Genomic DNA, 19,120 nt, shown 5'->3' with positions numbered 1-19,120 from the left:
TCAAGTAGTGAACCCGCGAAATCGATCCACCGCAGGGGTGCTGCCCACGACGGCCGGCCGTCCATGCGGCGGACGACCGGCCCGATCACGTGGTCAGGGAATGACCACGTAGTTGCTGAAACCGCCGCGCGGATCTTTCAGTCGTCCGGAAATTGCCGTGTTCACATCGGACAATGGGAACGCCTCGGTCTCCAGGTAAGTGAGGTCCAGGGTGCCGGTCTCGATCATGTCGGCCATCTCCTGCCCCTGGGCGGCAGTAAACCAGTTTGAGCCCATGATCTGAACCTGCTCGTCCATCAGCCACTTCATGTCGACAGGGACTTCTTCGGAGACCCCGCCAACGTTCACTACCCGGCCACCCCGCCGGACCCCCTGCATCGAATCGACCATGGTGGCCGCGTCAGCCCGGGCCCCGAGCGCGCTGATCACGAAGTGGGCCCCGTCGCCACGTGTCTTGGCCTTGGCCCACTCGCCGGACGACTGCTCACCGAGGTTCATGACCTCGATCCGACCGGGCGAAAGGGCTTTCACTCGGTCCAAGAGCCCCTGGTTGCGCCCGGTGCCGAGGATCTTGGCCACCCCCATACTCAGGCAGAGCACAGTCGCGGCTACGCCCAGAGTGCCCGTGATGCCGTCGATCAGGCCTACGCTGCCTGGTCCGGCGTCGGCCAGGCGGAGCGCTCCATAGGCCGTGCCGATGTAGCCGAAACGGGCGGCGAGCTCGAACGGAAGGTTGTCCGGGATTTTGACCAGAGCCTGCTGCGGGGCGGTCATGAACTCACTGAACCCGCCATAGGGGTAAAGATCAAAAATCCGCTGGCCGTCGCGTGAGGTGCTGAAGTACCCGTTGAGGGTGTAGTACCGACAGCGGCTGGGGGTGCCGCCGGAGCACGCGTAGCAGCTGCCGCAGGAACGCAGCGGGCTCACGTATACCCGGTCACCGGGCTTGACGTTGATGACGGATTCTCCGACCTCCTCCACCACTCCGGTGGGATCAAGGCCGAAGATCGCAGGGAAGGCCGGGATGGGTTGGTGCGGGAACCAGGTGGGCCAGTTGTTGATCACGTTGGCCATGTTCGGCACAATGCCGACCGCCTTGACCCTGACCAGTACGTCGGTGGGTCGGGGCATGGGTACTTCGATGGTGTCGATCGACATGGGTTCGCCGATCTGATGCAGTCGTGCTGCGCGCATCGTCGCCATTGACGGCTCCTTCTAGGGAACGAAAAGGGTGGTGATTCTGGGGAGTGGGTTGGTGGCCAGTTACTTGCGGTAGCTGTCCTCGAGTTCAATGCCGAGCAGACCCATTACCCGTACGCCTGAGTTGTACCACGCGATGGTCAGCGTGAGCTCCACCATCTGCTGGTCGTCGAGTTGCCTGGCCGCGGCCGCCCAGGTGGCCTCGGATACGTTCACGTTGATGGTGGATTCGCGTGCCAGGGCTATCACGGCGCGTTCGGCGTTGTTGAAAAGCTCGGCGCTGTCGCCGTCGGCGACTGCGGCAAGCTGCTCGTCCGTGAGGCCGGCTCTGCGGCCATGTGACTGGTGGTGGGCGATCTCATATTCAGAGCCGGCGGCATGGCCCACTGACAGTATGGCCAGCTCCCGCAGCTTGGGGCTCAGGAGGGAGCTGTCACGCATGGCGTTGGCATACGACAGGAAAGCATCGAGCAGGACAGGGGCATTCGCCAGTGAGCGGAAGATATTGGCGGTGGGCATTTTGCGCTCCGCTTCGATGCGGTCCCACAGCGGCTGCTGGTGGACCGAGGCGGCGTCATCGCGGGACAGGGACGGAACTCGGGACATGATGTGGTGCTCCAGACGGTTGGGGGGCAGCGGGGCTGGTGATTAGCGGGGCTGGGGGCTGGCCAGGAACTTCTCCAGCGTCATGGGGGCAGGACGGACAGCCGGGGACTTCAGCGGTGCCCCGACGAATGGCGAGGCTTCGAAGTACCACTGCTCCAGGGCGGGCAGTCCCCAGCGTGCGTTGGTGCTCACCGATGCGGCATCCCAGCGCACCGCCTCGGTCTCAAGATCGATGGTCTGGTAGTGGCTGTTGAAGACCTCAACGCGGTGGCCGTCCGGGTCGCGGAGGTACGCGAAGAGCATGCCTCCCGGTCCATGCCGGCCGGGGCCGCGTTCCACCTGGTCGCCGTAGCCCAGGATGCCGGCGAAGTCGCAGGCGGTGAAGATGTCATGGCTCTCGGAGACGGTGTAAGCGAAGTGGTGCAGGCTTGGACCGTCGCCGGGCACCATTGCCAAGTCAAGGCAGGTGCCCTTGCGGTACATGAAGGCGCCTACGAGTTCGTCGCCGTACTCGAGGTATTCCGAGTTGCGGAACCCCAGTTCGCTGTAGAACGCGCACAACTCGTAGACGTCGGGCGTGAGCAGCTGGAAGTGGTCCAGTCGCTGGGCGTGCGCGCCTTTGTACTGCTCAAAGTTGATGTGCAGCCTGGACCGGGTCTCCATGGTTGCGCACAGCTCCAGCGGCGTCCCGACCGGGTCTGCAACGTGCAGGGTACGCCCCTGGTGTGGCATGTCTACCCACTCGGCCGGGAGATCCCGGTCACGGAAGTAGCGGTAGGCCTCGTCCAGGTCTTCCTCGAAGAAAACCCGGAACCCTATCCGACGGGCCGTGCCGCCGTCGGTGCTCCTCTCCAACACAAGGCTGTGGTGACAGGCCTCCGCGAGGCCGCGCAGATAGACCGTGGAGTCGTCCTCCTCGGTCACCACCAGGCCGAGGACCGTGGTGTAGAAATCACGGCTCGCGGCCAGGTCAGCTACATTCAGGCGCAGGTGGCTGGTTCGGGTGATGTTGAACGGGGGGCGCAAGTCGACCGGTGGCAGCATGCTGTCCTCTCCAATGGGGTACAGGTGGGTGCTATCGTTAGCACCTACATTTGGAAGGCGCGCACGCGCGCCTCTTTTGTTGGATGTTGCGGTCTTTAAGCGGAGCGCTCGCGCGCCACCGCGGGCGGTGCAGCAGTGCTGCCACGCGGCACCAGCCAGCCCACAGATGCCGACTCGTACGGATCGTTTCCGGCCGGCGGATTGTTAAGCCGGCGGATGAACCAGAGCCCGCAGGAGGTGGCGACGTCGCCGATGGGGAGACTGATAGTGGTGAGGCCGGGGCCCCACCAGGAGAACCCGCTCTGATCGCCGAAGCCGACTACGGACAGCTCCGAGGGGACGTCGACGTCCATCTCCAGCAAGCCGTCCAGCACTCCTACGGTGTGCAGGACAGACCCAAGCACGACGGCGGTGGGCGGGGTTGGCCGGTTCAGGAGCCGGCGCACAGCCTCGCGGGCATGCTCCGGCGACGCTGGGGGACCTAGTTCGACCAGGTTGGGCAGGATCGGGACGCCCCGGTCGCGAAGGGCCTGGTGGTAGCCCTCGAGTCGTTCCCGGCCGGTGGGTAGGTCAGCAGGCGCACCGATGTAAGCGATCCGGGTATGGCCGAGATCCAGCAAGTGCGTCGTGGAATCCTGCAGCGCCCGCTGGTCATCCAGGCCGAACCACTGCGCACCCAGTGACGCGTGCCTGCGCAGCAACTGGACGTGCGGCATACCGCGCAGCAAGCTGACGGAGTCATTGTGCGGGCTCGGCGTCGGAGCGATCACTACGCCAGCTGCACGGCTGGCGGACAGTTCGCGAAGGTGACGGCGCTCGATGAGGCGATCGTCGAACGTCTCTGCCAGCATCAGCTGGTAGTCCTCAGCGGCCATGATCGCTGACAATTCGTGGGCGATGGTGAAGTAGAAGCTGTTGCGGATGTCGGGAATGACGAGCCCCACCACGTTGCTCGGGGCTCCCCGCATCATCCTGGCCGCATGGTTGCCCACGTAGCCCAGTTCCGACGCCGCCTGGCGGACTCGGGCTTTGGTCTCTTCACTGATGCGGGTGTCATTGGCCAGCGCCCGGCCGACGGTGGAGACTGACAGCTGCAGATGTGCAGCGATATCCTTCGTCGTGACCATCGTGCCTCCTGACGCAATGCTGTAGTGGACCATCATATGCTGGGAGTGGCGGCTTTACGCTGCAGCCACATGCTAACGATAGCACAGGCCCCGCGTGGGTCAAGAGCCGCGGGCAACCACGCTGAAATAAATTCCGTCCTTGACTCATTGCGGCGGAGTGCTATCGTTAGCATTGTTCTAGACCTCGTGTTGGCAGGACGGGTCAGCATCAGCTTGGTTCAGATGCCCAGTGCAGATCCTCAGCCGGCCCCCTTCCAGGTATGACCGGAACCGGACCGCCCTGCCGCACTCCGCATCTCTTCAGAGCACGCCTCACATCCCCGTACGAAAGCAAGCCCCTCCCGACTAGGAGACAATGATGTCCCACCAAACCCCTTCCGGCGCCAGCCCGGCCCCCGGTGCAGCTGGTTCCACCGTAGGGCACGCCGTACCCACGTACCCCGAGCCCATGGATGCGATTTCCATGGACGCGATCCCTGCCAGCCCGGCACCATCGCGTGTAAAGAACAACCCGGAGGGCATGCCCTCCAAGGTCGTCGCTGGCGTTTCGCTCGCGGTGCTGGCCTTGACCTTCATGCTTAATGCGATGGACCGGCAGGTCTTTCCGCCTTTGCTGGGCACCATCAGCAAGGAATACGGGTTCAATCTGCAGGCGGGCGGACTGCTGGCCACAATATTCACGTTGGGGATGGCCATCGCAGGCATCCCTGCCGGGTTCCTGGTCGAGCGCTTTTCGCGCAAGACGGTCTTGATATTCAGTATCGTGATCTACTCCCTGGGTACGCTGGCTACACCGCTGGCCTCCTCCTGGGGCGATATGGCCCTGTACCGGATCATCTCCGGGCTGGGTGAAGGGATGCAAGCCGCAGCGTTGTTCGCCGCAGTGGGCGCTTTCTTCCACAACCGTCGCGGCCTTGCCCTCGGCGTCCTGGGCTTCGCTTTCGGTCTGGGTGCTACCTTCGGCCCGCCCTTGGGTGTTATGTTCACCGCCAACTTTGGATCCTGGAGGGCTCCGTTCACCATCTTCGGGCTGCTCGGCCTGGTGATCGCTGTCGTAGCTATGTTCGTCGTCAGCCCCAAGTTCACCGAGCGGGCCATCAGCATGACCGGCATCGAGGGCTCCTACGATTACATGCCAGCCAAGGCCTACAACCGCAACTCCTTGGCGATCGCGGCCGCCTCCGGCTGCGGTGCCCTCGCCCTGTATGGGTTCCTGGGTTTGTACCCGACGTTCCTGACCACTCAGCTTCACGTGTCGACAGGGGAGGCCGCGCTGGCTCTCAGTTTCGTGGGCATCGGAGGCGTGGCCGGGTTGTTTGGCGGCTGGATCGGCGACAGGATCAACCAGCGGACCCTGCTGATAGTTTCTCTGGTCGTCATGGCGGTGGTCGGTGTGCTGATCTACGTCGTGCAGGCATCGTTCGTCTGGCAGTGTGTCTTCGCTTGCATGATGGGCGTATTCGGTACCGGCGTCTTCTTCCCCAACACCAACAGCGCTATCCAGCGGGCGGTCCGTCCGTACCAGGTCGGGCGGGCCGCCGGCCTGTTCGTCACGTGCTACTACGGTTCCGCCGCCTTCTCTGGGCTGCTGTTTGCGGCGCTGGTGCCCGCGCTGGGCTGGCAGGGAGCCGGCCTGCTGCAGGTGACGCTGCTGCCGCTGCTGGCTGCCGCGATCATGCTGATCGTGCGGCCGACACTATTCAACAATGCGGTCCCCGCCGCCGCTCACTGATCACATCGTGATCACCTCGGAAGGAAAGCCAAATGAATGACGTAGGTTCGCAAGGCCTGCCCGTCGGCGCGCTGGCCGGAATCGTCGTTGCCGATTTCAGCCGGGTGCTGGCCGCGCCCTACGCGACGATGCTGTTCGGCGACCTTGGCGCCGACGTGATCAAGATCGAGCGTCCGGGTACCGGTGACGACACGCGCCAGTGGGGGCCTCCGTTCACCGATGACCATGAGGCGACATATTTCCTGTCGGTGAACCGCAACAAGCGATCCTTCACGGCCGATATGTCCGCCGCGGACGACAAGGCTGACCTGGTCGAGCTGATTCGACGTGCTGACGTGCTGATTGAGAACTTCCGTCCGGGCACGATGGCTCGTCACGGGTTGTCCTACGATCAGGTCGCCGCGATCAACCCGCGGCTCGTGTATTGCTCGATCACCGGCTTCGGCTCAGAGGAGGCGGCGGCGGCACTGCCCGGCTACGACCTGCTGGTACAGGCCGTCGGGGGACTGATGAGTGTGACCGGCCCCGGCCCGGGCGAGCCAGTCAAGGCCGGCGTCGCCCTGGTCGACGTGCTGACCGGACTGCATGCCGCGATCGGCGTGCTGGCGGCCCTTCGTGCACGGGAGGGCAGCGGCCGGGGCCAGTTGGTCGAAGTGAACCTGCTCAGTACCCTGCTGTCGAGCATGGTCAATCAAAGTGTTGGCTACACCGCCGCAGGCGCCATCCCGGGCATCCTGGGGAATCGCCACCCTTCAATCGCGCCCTACCAGCTGTTCCCGGCTGCAGACCGGCCGGTTGTCATCGCTGTCGGCACCGACCGGCAGTTCCAGCAGCTGTGTGCGGCACTGGGAATCCCCGAGGCGGCGACCGATCCCCGTTTCGCAACCAACCGGGCCCGGGTCGCCCACGTCGAGGAGCTTGATCAGGCCATCACGGAGCTGACCAGCGAGCAGACCGCCGATCACTGGTACCGGGTCCTGTCGGCGCGCGGAATCCCCTGTGGCCCGGTCAACGACATCGCCGGTGCCTTCGTGATGGCCGGCGAGCTGGGGCTGGATGCCCGCGTCACCGTGGGCGAAGGCCAGGACAGTGTGGACCTGGCCGCCAACCCGATAACGCTGTCCGACACGCCTGTCACGTACGTTCGGAGGCCACCACGGCTCGGGCAGCATGCCGAAGAGGTGCGCGAATGGCTTCGCAGCCCGAACACCACCGAACCCCCTTACCAAGACCACAGCAGTAGCAGTAACAAGCAGCCAATGGGAGCACACCAGTGACCGACCTCGCCACCGATTACCTCGACATCGACTTTCTGCTCACCGAGCAGGAGATTGACCTGCGCAGCCAGGTCCGCCAGTTCGTCGATGACCGGATCCGGCCCAACATCAACTCCTGGTACGAGGAGGCAGTCTTTCCCCAGGACCTGGTCAAGGAGATGGGGAGCCTCGGCCTGCTGGGCATGCACCTGAAGGGGTACGGCTGCGGCGGGCGGACCGCCGTCGAGTACGGGATTGCCGCCATGGAGCTGGAGGCCGGGGACTCCGGCATCCGTACTTTCGTATCCGTGCAGGGATCGCTGGCCATGAGCGCGATCTCAAAGTTCGGTTCCGAGGAGCAGAAGCAGCAGTGGTTGCCTGGCATGGCAGCGGGTGAACTGATCGGCTGCTTCGGCCTCACCGAGCCCACCGCAGGCAGCGACCCCGCCAACATGCTCACCCGTGCCGAGCGACAAGGCTCAGGCTGGGTGCTGAACGGAGCCAAACGCTGGATCGGCCTGGCCTCCATCGCCGACGTTGCGATCATCTGGGCGGGCACCGACGAAGGCGTCCGTGGCTTCGTTGTCCCTACCGACACCCAGGGCTTCCTGGCTACCCCGATCTCCGAAAAGCTGTCGATGCGCGCCTCCATCCAGTGCGACATCACCCTTGACGACATCGTGCTGCCGGACAGCGCCGTGCTACCCGGCGTCGTCGGCCTCCGCGGTCCTTTCTCCTGCCTCAACGAAGCGAGGTACGGCATCCTGTGGGGCGCCATGGGCGCCGCCCGTGACGCCTACCAGGCCGCCCTGGCGTACGCCGTTGACCGCACCCAGTTTGGCAAACCGATCGCCTCGTTTCAGCTCACCCAGCAGAAGCTCGTGGACATGGTCCTGGAGATCCAGAAGGGAACACTCGTGGCCCTCCAGACCGGGCGGCTCAAGGATGCCGGGCGCCTGCGTCCCGAACAGATATCCTTTGGCAAGCTCAATAACGTCCGCCAGGCAATCGAGATCTGCCGATCGGCCCGGACTATCCTCGGCGGAAACGGGATCACTCTTGAGTACTCGCCGCTGCGGCACGCCAACAACCTCGAGAGCGTGCGTACGTACGAGGGGACCGACGAGATCCATGCGCTGATCATGGGGCGTGCGATCACCGGCATCCCGAGCTTCTCGTAGCCGTTGCTAATCCGCAGCCCCGGCCTCCTCGGGCCCAGGTCCTGCTGTCCTGTTTGTCTATCTGAAGGAAACTCCTGTGTCAGAAACCGTTACCGAAACCCGGACCACCTACGTGGACCACGGCGGTTTCCGCTTTGCTCTCCTGACCCTGGAGAACTCCGGCCACCGCCCTGTGACGCTGGGTCCGGCATCGCTGGCCGGGTTTCAGGCCGCTGTGGGCGATCCTGACCTGGCAGGGGTGGATGCGGTGGCTGTGACGGGCCAAGGCCCGGTTTTCTGTGCCGGTGCGGACCTGAAGCCGATGACGGAGGCTGCCACACCGCAGCAGGCAGAGGCTGTGGCGCGTCGGGGACTGGAGGCGCTGGACCGGTTCGCGGCGCTTCCGGTGCCCACTTTCGCGTTCATCAACGGGATCGCGCTCGGAGGCGGGCTGGAACTCGCTTTGCACGCGGACTACCGCACGGCCGCAGATTCTGTGCGGGCCCTCGGCTTTCCGGAGGTCCGCCTGGGCCTGGTGCCTGGCTGGGGCGGCATCCCGCGCACCGTGGCGCTACTCGGCTCTGCACAAACAGCACGTCTGGTGGTCATGGATTCGCTCGCGGGAAAGAACCTTTCGGCCCGGTCCGCGGCGGATCTTGGCCTGGTGGATGCCATAGTGCCGGAAGACGGATTCCTGGTGGCATCCCTGAATTTCGCCGCTGGCATCCTCACTGAGACGGGCCCGGGCGCGGCCGCTGCGCCGTCCCGTCCCGGCCTCGCGGAGCAGGGCCCGTCTGCCGCCGTCGTCGGATCCGCGGCAGCCTTGGAGGCCGTCCGGATGCAGCTCGACGCCCGGCTGCATGGCGCCGCCCCCGCACCGTACCGCGCCCTGGAGCTGATCGCCGAAGCGGCCGCAGCCAGGCCTCCCGCCGGCACAGCGCAACAGACGGCGGCGGAGGTCCGGGCCTTTGGCGAGCTGCTGCTCTCTGATGAAGCCCGTGCCAGCATTTACGCCTTCCACCTCACTCAGTCCCTGGTGAAAAAGCCCGAGGGCAGGCCGGCCGCCGAACCGATGCCGGTGCGCTCGGTGGGCGTCGTCGGTGCAGGGCTGATGGCCAGCCAGCTCGCCCTCACGTTCGCGCAGCTGCTGCGCGTTCCGGTGCGGATCACGGACCTGTCGCAAGAGCGTATCGAGGGGTCGCTGGGCTGGATCAGCGGGCAGTTGGACAAACTCGTGGGCAAAGGACGCCTGCAGATTATCGACGCCGAGGCGGTCCGCGCCCTGGTCACCGGAGGCACCGACAAGGCAGCATTTGCGGACTGCGACGTGGTCATCGAGGCCGTTTTTGAGGACCTGGAGGTCAAGCGCGCCGTGTTCGCCGAGCTCGAACCGCTGCTGCGGCCGGATGCCCTGCTGCTGACCAACACCTCCTCATTGTCGATAGAGGCCATAGGTGCCGCGCTCGCCCGGCCGGAGCGGGTGGTGGGCTTCCACTTTTTCAACCCCGTGGCCGTGCTGCCGCTCGTGGAAATCATCACCGCGCCGAAAACGGATGAGGCCACGCTTGCGACGGCGTTCGAGCTGGCCCGGCGGCTGCGCAAGACGGCCGTACTCAGCACCGATACGGCCGGCTTCGTGGTGAACCGCGTGCTGACGCGGCTGTTTGACGAGGTCCTGTCCCTGCTTGACGACGGCGGCGATCCCGCCGTCGTGAACCATGCCCTGGATCCGCTGGGCCTGCCCATGACGCCGCTGCAGCTGCTGCAATTCATCGGCCCGGCCGTGCAGCTGCATATCTGCGAGACCATGCACCGGGCGTATCCTCAGCGCTTTGGCGTGAGCCGCAGCCTGGCGGCTCTCGTGGCCGCGGGGCTCCCCGGCTACCTGGACCACGACGGCGGAATCGCCGCCGACGCCGCTGCCCTGCTGCCGGCTTCGAAACCGGCCGATGCCGGCGCAGTCCGCGCCAGAATCCTGGCCGCGCTGGCCGAGGAAGTCACGTTATTGCTGGACGAGTCGGTGGTGGCTGGACCTGAGCAGGTCGACCTGTGCATGATCCTCGGCGCGAATTTCCCCTTCCACACAGGCGGCCTGACCCCGCTCCTGGACCGGGAAGCAGGCACCGCCTTCCATCCGGAGCTGCGCGTTCCCGTCCCCGCCGTCGGGTAGCAGGCTCCGAATCCAGGCTGCCCCATGCCAACAGGACGGCCCTCCGTCCCTCGCCACGTCCAAGGAGAAAAAATGAACAGCACAGATGTCGTCATCGTCGGTGCCGCCCGCACGCCCCAAGGCAGGCTGATGGGCCAGCTCGCCCCGCTCACCGCCGTCGAGCTCGGCGGTGCCGCGATCGCGGCGGCCCTCGACCGGGCCAACATCAACGCCGATGCAGTGGACGCCGTCATCATGGGACACGTACTCCAGGCCGGGGCAGGACAAAATCCCGCCCGGCAGGCAGCCATCGCCGGGGGTATTCCGCTCAGCGCCCACGCCCACACAGTTAATAAGGTGTGCCTGTCCGGACTGAGCGCCATCATCGACGCGAGCCGGCTGCTGCGGCTGGGAGAAGCCGCGGTGGTGGTCGCCGGCGGACAGGAATCAATGAGCAATGCCCCGCACCTGCTGCCGGGTTCGCGCGCCGGCCACCTCTACGGTGACGCGGCCCTGATCGACTCGGCGGCCCACGACGGACTCACCGATGCCTTCGACCACGTCGCCATGGGCTTCGCCACGGACCGTGCCAATGACGCCTTGGGCATTCCCCGCACCGAGCAGGACAAGGCCGCTGCTGGTTCGCACCGGCGGGCAGCGGCCGCCCAGGCAACCGGACTTTTTGACGCTGAGATCGTCCCGGTCAAGGTGCCGCGGCGCCGCGGGGAGGACGTGCTGGCAGTCGGCGACGAGGGTGTGCGTCCGGACAGCACCGAGGAGTCGCTCGGCAGGCTCTGGCCGGCGTTCTCCCCAAACGGTACGGTTACCGCCGGAAATGCCTCACCGCTCAACGACGGCGCGGCCGCCGTCGTCCTGACCACCCGCGGTTACGCCGACGCCCACGGCCTCGAAATCCTGGCGGTGCTTGGCGCCCCGGGACAGACAGCCGGCCCGGACACCTCGTTGCCGGACAAACCGGCCCGCGCCATCTATAAGGCCATTGGAACCGCCGGCTGGAGCGTGGAGGATTTGGACTTCGTGGAGATCAATGAGGCGTTTGCCTCGGTGGCCCTGCACTCGGCGGCACAACTCGGCATCGGCATGGACAGAGTCAACGTCAACGGTGGAGCGATCGCCCTCGGCCATCCCATTGGCGCCTCCGGTGCGCGGGTTGTGGTCACCGCCGTTTACGAGCTCCAGCGCCGCGGCAGCGGCAAGGCCGCCGTAGCACTGTGCGGCGGCGGCGGCCAGGGCGAAGCGTTGCTCCTGTCACGTTGACCCTGAATCCGCCCAGCGGGTGCTGGTAGGGTCTGCGCATGGATGAAAACCTGGGGAAGTTCATCGACGATTTTGCTCAACTGGTGCAGCTGGCGCAGTCCGGCCAGCACAGGATGCGGGCGGGAACGCAGCTCCTGACCGCGCTCACTGAACATCTGGGACTGCCTGCGGAAACGCTCTCAGTGGTGGTGGAGGAGATACCCCCGCACCGGTTCGTGGACGCTGACATCCAGATGGCCGAACTTGCGGCCGAGAGCGGGGACTTCCGGCTGCTCGGCATCGGCGGCGGGGACCAGCGACACCACCAGTCGCTGAGTGACATGCTGCAGCAGTCCCAGTTCTTCCCGCAGTTCCCTCTGTCACAACCCGATTACAGGAACCTCGCCGTGGGGCCCGATGACCAGCGCCAGGCCGTCGCCATGGGCCTATGGCTATTCCGGCACAAAGGCAGTCCGGTGGCGGTGTGGCAGCGTGACGCGAACCCACGGTTTGGGCGGCCCTCAGCCTCCCTCGAGGTCCTCGCAAGTGACACGGGCAGTGCGGCGGAATTCCTCGCTGACTTCCGTCTGCGAATGCAGCACCGAAGCGTCCTGAAGGGCCAGATCATTTCACTGGTTATGGGGGAGTACGGCCCCAGCGCTTCGGGAGTCACTTTCCATGCCAGGCCTACGCTGGCGGCCTCCGAGGTCATTCTCCCCGAGGGACTACTGCAGAAGGTGTCTGGTCATGCGCTCGGCATCGCCGAACACCGGGAGACGCTCAGCGAATACGGGCAGCACCTCAAGCGGGGCATCCTGCTCTACGGCAATCCGGGAACGGGCAAAACCCATACTGTGCGCTATCTCCTTAGCCAAAGCGCAGGAACTACCGCCATCCTCCTGTCGGGCGGATCGCTGGCCAGAATCTCAGAGGCCGCCACCATGGCCCGGGCACTGCAGCCGTCCATCGTCGTTCTTGAAGACTGCGACCTGATTGCCGAGGACCGGAGCTTCGGCCACGGACCGCAGCCGTTGCTGTTCGAAGTGCTGGACGCCATGGACGGCCTGGACAGGGACGCCGACGTGGCGTTCGTCCTCACCACCAACCGCGTGGACATGCTGGAACGTGCCTTGGCGCAGCGTCCGGGCCGCGTGGATTTGGCCGTGGAGATCCCCCTCCCGGCCCTGACGGAGCGCATTGACCTGATGAATCTCTACTCCCGCGGGATCCCCTTTAGCGCTGAGGCCGTTCAAGATGCGGCATCCCGCACCGAAGGAACCACCGCCTCCTTTGCACGCGAACTCATCCGGCGGGCCGTGGTTGCTGCCGCACAGGAAGGGGCTTCCGTTGACGACAGTCACCTTGGCCTTGCAGTCGACGGGCTGATGGCCGACGGCGAGGCTCTTACGCGGAGTCTGCTGGGCAGCGGCGCCGGCTTCGACAACCCGGTCTTTGGCGGTTTTGGTGCTCCGGGCTCACCTGGTGCCGGTCCGGGACAGAGCTTCAGCGGACCGCGGATCCCCCGACCCGGCTTCCCACCCGCTTAGCGACCCGGGCGTTCCGCGATCGACCACGGAGGCGGATGAGACGTCCCTGGATTCCTTCGGAGGGTTGACTTGGAGCGCGCGTTGGGTGTGAAGTCGTTTTCCACGAGCGATTTTTCGTCGTCGCATCCCAAAATGCCACCCACAAGGAGATGACCGCATGACCGTTATGACCCGGCGGCTGGGCCGCTCAGACCTGCAGGTCAGCGCTCTTGGCCTCGGCTGCTGGGCCATCGGCGGAGCAATGGCCGCGGGTGACCAACAGCTTGGCTACGCCGGTGTCGACGACGACCTGGCTGTGCAGGGCCTGCACCGCGCCGTCGAACTTGGTATCACCCTGTTTGACACCGCTGACGCGTACGGCGCCGGGCACAGCGAGCGACTCCTGGGCACCGTACTGGCCGATCACCCCGACGTCCTGGTGGCCACCAAGTTCGGCAACACCATCGACGAATCCACCCGGCAGCTCACAGGTATCGACACATCCCCAGCCTATGTCCGTCAGGCTCTGCATGCGTCTCTACGCAGACTCGGTCGCGACCGCATCGACCTCTACCAGCTGCACACCCCCGACGTCGACGACGCACGTGCCGCTGAGCTGGTAAACACCTTGGAAGAACTGGCCACAGAAGGGCTGATCCGCTGGTACGGCATCAGCACCGACGACCCGGGCCGGGCAGAAATATTTGCCGCCGGCCCGCGGTGCACCGCTGTTCAACTGCAACTCAATGTCCTGGACGAGAACCCCGAAATGCTCGCGGTGTGCGAGCGGCACGACCTCGCCGCGCTCTGCCGCTCGCCGCTGGCCATGGGGCTACTCGGGGGACAGTACACGTCAACCAGCCGGCTCCCAGCCGACGACATCCGAGGCCGCCAACCGGAATGGCTGCGCTGGTTCATTGACGGAAGCCCCGCCCCGGACTTCCTGGAACGCCTCGAGGCTGTCCGGCACATCCTTACTGCAGACGGGCGGACCCCGGCGCAGGGTGCGCTGGCGTGGATCTGGGCACACCACCCCCAGACGGTCCCGCTACCCGGCTTCCGCAACCCTGCTCAGGTCGCCGAGAATGCCGGCGCGCTCGATCACGGACCGCTCAGCAGGAGCCAACACCGGGATGTGGAGACCATCCTGGATCGCTTGCCCGCCGGAGTGTAAGACCTGCCCGGCACCCGCCGGACGGTTTTCCCAACCCGCCCGCGGCGCTCATAGGTAGGGCCGGGTGATGAGTTCGATCGCGTGCCCGGCGGGGTCTTTGAAATACACGCCTCGTCCTCCGTGTTCAGTGTTGGTCTCGCCCGGCCGGGTCATCTGCGGGTCGGCCCAATGCGTCACCTCCCAATCCACTAGCCGCGAGTGTGCCCGGTCGAAGAGGTCGTCATCCACCAGAAAGGCATTGTGCTGCATCAAGTGCGGCTTGTCCCTGTCTGTTGAGAAGGAGCGGTTTAGGGCGGACGTCCAGCATCTGTGGGGGAAGCACCAACCTTCATTGCTTACCTTCAAACTATGTCCAGTACAACAACAGACCCGGGGCGGCCGCAGCCCGGGCCGCCCGGGAGCCATGGCCTGGCAGGTCAAGGACCCATTGAGCATTTCGCTGCCATCCGGCCGGAGCGTGCCCCAGTCGACACCTCCAGCGGCACCGTGGTTCTCGACGTTGCGATACCCGTGTATAACGAAGAAGCCGCTCTGGAGACGGCAGTCCGGCGCCTGCATTCCTACCTCAAGGCCAGCTTCCCTCACCCGTTTGTGATTACGATCGCGGACAACGCCAGCACGGACTCGAGCCTGGACATTGCCCGCAACCTCAGCCGTGAACTGGACGAAGTGCGCGTCACGCACCTGGACCGGAAGGGGCGTGGACTGGCGCTCCGCACGGTCTGGCTTGCATCAGAGGCTGCCGTGGTTGCCTACATGGACGTCGATCTCTCCACCGATCTGGCGGCGCTCTTGCCGCTGATCGCCCCGCTGATGTCCGGGCATTCCGATTTGGCCGTCGGAACCCGGCTGAACCGAAACTCGCGCGTCATTCGGGGGGCCAGGCGCGAATTCATCTCCCGAAGCTACAACCTGATCCTCCGTGGCTCTCTGGGCGCCCGGTTTTCAGACGCCCAGTGCGGCTTCAAAGCCATCCGTTCCGACATCGCGCGCGCCGTCCTGCCGTGCACCGTCGACGACTCCTGGTTTTTCGACACGGAGCTGCTTGTCATCGCCGACCGGGCTGGACTGAGGGTGGCTGAAGTACCGGTGGACTGGACGGATGACCCGGATTCCTCCGTCGACGTCGTGCGCACTTCCATCGATGATCTGAAAGGAATCGTGCGGATCGGCCGGGACATGATGACCGGACGCATCCCCGTCGTCGAGCTGCGCAACGCGCTTGGCCGCAAGGCCCCTGAAAGCAGCGGGGCCCTCCTGGGCCAGATGGTCCGCTTCGGCGTTATCGGCGCCGTCTCCACCCTGGCCTACCTGGCACTGTTTGTGTTCATGCGCAGGGTCACAGGCGCCCAGACCGCGAACTTTGTGGCACTGCTGCTCACGGCAGTTGCGAACACAGCGGCAAACAGGCTGTTCACGTTCGGGGTTTCCGGGCGCGCTGGTGCGGTAAGGCAGCAGTTCCAGGGCCTCGTCATTTTCGCACTGGGACTCGCGTTGACGTCCGGCGTCCTGTTGTGGCTGCATTCCGGCACCGAACCGTCAAGAGGCGTGGAAGTGGCCGCCGTCGTCGGCGCAAACCTCTTAGCCACACTGCTGAAGTTCATCCTGTTCCGGGCTTGGGTCTTCAAACGTCCGGGCCGAAACATTCCCGCGCCGCCGCCGTCGTCAACCGGCCACCCCGGCGCGGCCGCAACAAAGTGAGAGACACCATGAGTACCGAATCCATCATCGACGCTCCCGCCCGCGGGATCGCCCACGCCCTCAGGCGGGTGCCTTCCGCACCCCGCTGGCAGCGCCTGGCATACGGCGATCGGCAACCGCGGTGGGTCCGGCCGTCGGCCGCAGCCCTGCTCCTCGTTACGGGCCTGACGTATCTGTGGAACCTGACGAACTCGGGCTACGGGAATGCCTTCTACGCCGCGGCCGTCCAATCGGGGACAAAGAACTGGACAGCGCTGCTTTTCGCGTCCCTGGACCCATCCAACGCCATCACCGTCGACAAGCCGCCGGCAGCTTTCTGGATCCCGGCACTGTTGGGCCGCGTGTTCGGATTCAGTTCCCTCACAATGCTCCTGCCCGAAGCCGTTATGGGCGTCGCGTCCGTCGGGTTGCTCTACCTGGCCGTCAGGCAGGTCGCCGGACCTGCGGCAGGGCTCATCGCAGGAGCAGCCCTTGCAGCCACACCGGTGGCGGCACTCATGTTCCGGTTCAATAACCCCGACGCGATGATGGTCTTCTGTCTCATAGCGGCCGCCTGGATGACCGTGACCGCCACCCGGAAAGCCAGTCCCTCCTGGCTCTTCTGGGCAGGAACCCTGGTGGGCATGGCCTTCCTGAGCAAGATGCTGCAAGGATTCATGACCGTCCCGGCCCTCGGACTGGCCTACCTGATCGCGGCACCTGTTTCGTTCAAGAAGCGTCTCCTGCACCTGCTGGCCGCCGCGGGAGGCATCACGCTCGTGGCCGGGGCTTACTCCCTGGTGTTCCAGCTCACCCCGGTAGGCAACCGGCCGTACATGGCCGGTTCCCAGACGAATTCCCTCTGGGAACTCGTCTTCGGCTACAACGGGCTCAGCCGCATCCTCGGCCGTAACGCTGGAAATCCCGGTGGACGTGCGGGGCAGGATTTCCCCGACTTTGCCGGAAACGACGGCTCCTTCCCCGGCGCCGGGGGAGGAGGTGTCGGATTTTCAATGGGAGGACCTCCCGGCATCCTCCGCCTGTTCGGGGGCGAGTTCAGTGCTGAGGTGGCATGGCTGCTTCCCACCGCGTTTGTCCTTCTCGCGGCCGCACTGTGGTTCACCCGCCGGGCGGCCAGAACGGATATGGTCCGCGCGTCCCTGATTTTATGGGGCATCTGGATGCTTACCACCGCCGCTGTCTTTTCCTTCATGAGCGGCACCATCCACGCTTACTACACCATCGAACTCGCTCCTGCGGTGGCGGCGGTGATTGGCATGGCCGGGGTCCAGCTTTGGAACCGCCGGTCCAGCCGGGCCGTCCGTGTTGTCCTGGTCTCCGCCGTCCTCCTCACGGCAATCTGGTCTTTCGTCCTGCTCTCCAGCGTGCCCGACTGGCTGCCTTGGCTCCGTTGGGCGGTCCTTGTCCTCGGCGTCGTGGGCGCGGCGCTGATTGCGGCCGGCCCGGCCAGGACCGGCCGGGCAGGAGCGGCGGTGGCGGTTTCGGTGCTGCTCTCGGCAGGCCTGGGCACCGGCGCCTGGACGGTTGCGACGGCGGCAACAGGCCACACAGGCGGCTCACCTGCGTCCGGCCCGGCTCCCGAGACAAACAACCGGACCATGGGACTGGCCGGCAGCAACCAGGCCGGTGCATCTTCCCGCGGCGGAGCATCGGGCCGGTTCACGGGTTCCCGAGACACGGACAATCCCCAGGCAGCCGCGGCAGCCCAAGGCTTCGGGGAAACTCCGGTCAATCCGACATTGAATGCGCTGCTGCAGCAAACCCACACGAAATGGGCCGCCGCCACGGTCGGGGCGAACAGTGCTGCTGCGCTGGAGCTCGGTTCCAATACCTCCGTGATGGCCATCGGCGGGTTCAGCGGCTCCGATCCGTTTCCGACACTGGACCAGTTCAAGCAAATGGTCGCGGAGGGACAGATCACCTACTTCGTGCCGGGCAATGCTTTCGGCGGGTTCGGCGGCCCAGGCGGTTTCGGCGGAGCTGCCGGCCAGGGACGCGCAGGCGGAAACGGATCATCTTCAGCAATCACCCAATGGGTTGAGGCGACATTCCCTTCCACGACGGTCGGAGCGTCCACCGTTTACCAACTTAATCAGTAAGACAGCCAACGGATAACGGATCAGCACCCGGAAGGAATTCCCTATGTTCCGCAGCACCCTTGTGGTGACCGCACTCGTGGTGGCCCTGGCTGCCGCTGTTGTGTGCAGCGTCGCCGGACTCCTCCGTGCCAAATCCCCGGTGGGCAGGGCGGACGCGGCGGGTTCTGCCCTCATCGCCGGGGCTGTCGCGGCGGTGGGACTGGGCTGGGCGCCCGCCGGACAGCTGCCTTTGGCAGTTGTCCTCGCGGCGGTGTTCCTCTGGTTCGCCGGGCGCACAGTATTTCAGCTGACGACGTCGTCGCCTGGCACCGGAGATGGACCCGCGCCAGCTGTCTATCACGCCGTCCTGGCCGGGTTGGGAGGCTGGGTCCTGTTCGAGGCGGCCCGCAATGCGAGTTCAGGCACCGGGCATCCGGGCCATGAACTCGGCGTCCTGCTCGTTGACCTGCTGGTGGCCGTGGTGATGGTCTTCGCATCGGCCGGATGGCTGCTGGCCACCTTCACGCTCCGCGCGGACTCGGGCCCCAGGCCGGTGCCTGGCCTGACCGCGGCCCGGGAGGCGCTGGTGGCCGCAGGCCTTGCACTGGCTCTGTTCGCCGTATCCTGAGGCTGATGCTAGGCCGGTGACTCCGGCGGGGTTTCAGCCGAGGGGCACCAGCACTGGCTTGAACCTGAAAGGGCCGCCGCATCCGGGGCCGAAGGGGTGCTCCCCGGTTGATTCCGTTTCGATTGGCAGGACCCGGGCTATGCTGGCGCCGGAAGCCGTCACCACTTCCACGTAAACGGACGTCACGCTGACAGGCTGTGTCAGATACGGGGAGGACTGTGGCACCAGCCACCTTCCGTCCGCATCCTTCGCGACGGGCGTAGCAGTGCATTCGTCCCCGAAGCAGGCCCCAACTGACTGCGGCTCGGTGGAAAACGCCAGCTCCACCTTGCCCGTGTACCCGTACCCAATTGCAGGGCATACCGTGGGTACTCCGGTCATGCGGCCGAGTAGGAGCGTAAGTGCCAGCAATGTGGCGGCAAGCACCGCCAGAACAAGCAGAATTATCCCCCGACGCTTCATGGTGTGAGCCTAGCCGGTTG

At 65.5% G+C, this 19,120-nt stretch carries 16 protein-coding genes; 10 read left to right on the top strand and 6 right to left on the bottom strand.

Going from position 1 to position 19,120, the window contains the following annotated elements; all coding sequences use genetic code 11:
* Positions 1–93: 93 nt before the first annotated feature.
* From J7E83_RS12910 to J7E83_RS12895, 4 genes are all read right to left on the bottom strand, one after another.
* Positions 94–1,203 (bottom strand): alcohol dehydrogenase catalytic domain-containing protein, encoded by a 1,110-nt coding sequence (locus J7E83_RS12910; RefSeq protein WP_214962674.1) that lies wholly within the window; start codon positions 1,201–1,203, stop codon positions 94–96.
* Between the two features lie 60 nt (positions 1,204–1,263).
* Positions 1,264–1,806, bottom strand: coding sequence for a carboxymuconolactone decarboxylase family protein (locus tag J7E83_RS12905; protein ID WP_214962668.1), 543 nt, complete (start codon positions 1,804–1,806; stop codon positions 1,264–1,266).
* A gap of 42 nt (positions 1,807–1,848) precedes the next feature.
* The gene (locus J7E83_RS12900) at positions 1,849–2,850 is read right to left on the bottom strand and encodes a VOC family protein (protein ID WP_214962666.1); all 1,002 of its coding nucleotides are present in this window, start codon (positions 2,848–2,850) and stop codon (positions 1,849–1,851) included.
* Between the two features lie 95 nt (positions 2,851–2,945).
* Entirely contained in the window at positions 2,946–3,977 is a 1,032-nt protein-coding gene (locus J7E83_RS12895; protein ID WP_214962658.1) for a LacI family DNA-binding transcriptional regulator, read from the bottom strand.
* Between the two features lie 358 nt (positions 3,978–4,335).
* On the opposite strand from J7E83_RS12895, the gene J7E83_RS12890 reads away from it, so the two are divergent.
* The 7 genes from J7E83_RS12890 (at position 4,336) to J7E83_RS12860 (ending at position 14,231) form a co-directional block, all read left to right on the top strand.
* Positions 4,336–5,709, top strand: coding sequence for an MFS transporter (locus J7E83_RS12890; protein ID WP_214962656.1), 1,374 nt, complete (start codon positions 4,336–4,338; stop codon positions 5,707–5,709).
* A 32-nt stretch (positions 5,710–5,741) separates the two neighbouring features.
* Entirely contained in the window at positions 5,742–6,986 is a 1,245-nt protein-coding gene (locus J7E83_RS12885) for a CaiB/BaiF CoA-transferase family protein (protein WP_214962654.1), read from the top strand.
* A complete protein-coding gene (locus J7E83_RS12880) occupies positions 6,983–8,146 on the top strand; it encodes an acyl-CoA dehydrogenase family protein (RefSeq protein ID WP_214962652.1) in 1,164 nt (387 codons plus the stop codon). The genes J7E83_RS12885 and J7E83_RS12880 overlap by 4 nt, the downstream gene beginning before the upstream one ends.
* Positions 8,147–8,222: 76 nt before the next feature.
* Entirely contained in the window at positions 8,223–10,295 is a 2,073-nt protein-coding gene (locus J7E83_RS12875; protein ID WP_214962650.1) for a 3-hydroxyacyl-CoA dehydrogenase NAD-binding domain-containing protein, read from the top strand.
* Between the two features lie 72 nt (positions 10,296–10,367).
* Positions 10,368–11,552, top strand: coding sequence for an acetyl-CoA C-acetyltransferase (locus tag J7E83_RS12870; protein ID WP_214962648.1), 1,185 nt, complete (start codon positions 10,368–10,370; stop codon positions 11,550–11,552).
* Between the two features lie 38 nt (positions 11,553–11,590).
* A complete protein-coding gene (locus J7E83_RS12865) occupies positions 11,591–13,078 on the top strand; it encodes an ATP-binding protein (RefSeq protein ID WP_214962646.1) in 1,488 nt (495 codons plus the stop codon).
* A gap of 157 nt (positions 13,079–13,235) precedes the next feature.
* Positions 13,236–14,231 carry an aldo/keto reductase gene (locus J7E83_RS12860; protein WP_214962644.1) on the top strand — a complete coding sequence of 332 codons (996 nt, stop codon included), beginning with the start codon at positions 13,236–13,238 and terminating at the stop codon, positions 14,229–14,231.
* Between the two features lie 48 nt (positions 14,232–14,279).
* Here the strand turns inward: J7E83_RS12860 and J7E83_RS12855 are convergent, their stop codons facing one another.
* Positions 14,280–14,483 (bottom strand): hypothetical protein, encoded by a 204-nt coding sequence (locus tag J7E83_RS12855; RefSeq protein ID WP_251043834.1) that lies wholly within the window; start codon positions 14,481–14,483, stop codon positions 14,280–14,282.
* 96 nt (positions 14,484–14,579) lie between these two features.
* On the opposite strand from J7E83_RS12855, the gene J7E83_RS12850 reads away from it, so the two are divergent.
* Genes J7E83_RS12850 through J7E83_RS12840 form a run of 3 tightly spaced genes read left to right on the top strand, consistent with a single transcriptional unit; the run spans position 14,580 to position 18,638 of the window.
* Entirely contained in the window at positions 14,580–15,932 is a 1,353-nt protein-coding gene (locus J7E83_RS12850; RefSeq protein ID WP_214962642.1) for a bifunctional glycosyltransferase family 2/GtrA family protein, read from the top strand.
* A gap of 8 nt (positions 15,933–15,940) precedes the next feature.
* On the top strand, positions 15,941–18,031 hold the full coding sequence (locus J7E83_RS12845; protein ID WP_214962640.1) for a glycosyltransferase family 39 protein: 2,091 nt from the start codon (positions 15,941–15,943) through the stop codon (positions 18,029–18,031).
* Between the two features lie 43 nt (positions 18,032–18,074).
* Positions 18,075–18,638 carry a hypothetical protein gene (locus J7E83_RS12840; RefSeq protein ID WP_214962639.1) on the top strand — a complete coding sequence of 188 codons (564 nt, stop codon included), beginning with the start codon at positions 18,075–18,077 and terminating at the stop codon, positions 18,636–18,638.
* Positions 18,639–18,671: 33 nt separating this feature from the next.
* Here the strand turns inward: J7E83_RS12840 and J7E83_RS12835 are convergent, their stop codons facing one another.
* The gene (locus tag J7E83_RS12835; protein ID WP_214962637.1) at positions 18,672–19,100 is read right to left on the bottom strand and encodes a hypothetical protein; all 429 of its coding nucleotides are present in this window, start codon (positions 19,098–19,100) and stop codon (positions 18,672–18,674) included.
* Positions 19,101–19,120 lie beyond the last annotated feature (20 nt).

It is taken from the genome of Arthrobacter sp. ISL-48 (assembly GCF_018613805.1).
Classification (GTDB): Bacteria; Actinomycetota; Actinomycetes; order Actinomycetales; family Micrococcaceae; genus Arthrobacter.
This window is presented reverse-complemented; position numbering and strand designations above follow the sequence as displayed.